This is a genomic window from Virgibacillus carmonensis (genome assembly GCF_057836705.1).
In genome coordinates this window covers 1-632 of sequence record NZ_JBYQFJ010000220.1, presented here as the reverse complement: position 1 = coordinate 632, position 632 = coordinate 1, and the positions used below count along the sequence as shown (strand labels likewise).

The 632-nt window shown below is 36.9% G+C and carries 2 protein-coding genes; one reads left to right on the top strand and one right to left on the bottom strand.

The annotated features are described in order from the left end of the window. A partial coding sequence (locus AC3G7N_RS21500; RefSeq protein ID WP_489424170.1) for a penicillin-binding transpeptidase domain-containing protein occupies positions 1–239 on the top strand: 239 nt, incomplete at its 5' end. A 67-nt stretch (positions 240–306) separates the two neighbouring features. Here AC3G7N_RS21500 and AC3G7N_RS21495 read toward each other — a convergent pair. Beyond that, the coding region (locus tag AC3G7N_RS21495) for an IDEAL domain-containing protein (RefSeq protein ID WP_489424169.1) at positions 307–632 on the bottom strand (326 nt) is incomplete at its 5' end.

Below are 632 nucleotides of genomic sequence, written 5' to 3'. Positions count from 1 at the left end.
ATAAAGGAACGGCTAATGACGCACAAAAAGCTGACTTCCCTATTTCTGGTAAAACAGGCACCGCTGAATTAAAGAAAACTAAGGATGAAAAATCCGGTCAGGAAAATGTCTGGTTTGTCGGATATCCGAGTGAATCCGAGGATATTCTGATTGCAATGATGATTGAGCATGCTGAAGATGAAAGCGGCAGTTCTTACGCCGTTAAAAAGGTAACAAAAATTCTAGCAGAATATAAATAACATATAAAAGCTACTCCTTAATTTTTAGGAGTAGCTTTTATTCATCCTTGGGGCAGACTCTTTGTCATTATAATAGTTCCACAAGTCTTTCAAATGCAGCTCTGTTACGATCATCTAATGCTTGATCAATTAGCCGCTTGATATTTTCTTGTTCCAACTCACTAATAATGGTAGCGTTTTCATTTTTGAAGTTAATTTCCTCTTCCGTTTCGTTTATATAATAGGGTTTTGCAATTTCATTAAGTTGTAGCAAAAAATCAGGAATGGATATAAGCTCACTCATAGCAACTTGAATGACATCTTTGCCTTTTTGAAAGGCGAACAGTGCATCGGTATTGACGACCTTCTGTGTCCTTCGATTTATTTGAATTTCCTTAGCTTTGGTGGGGACAA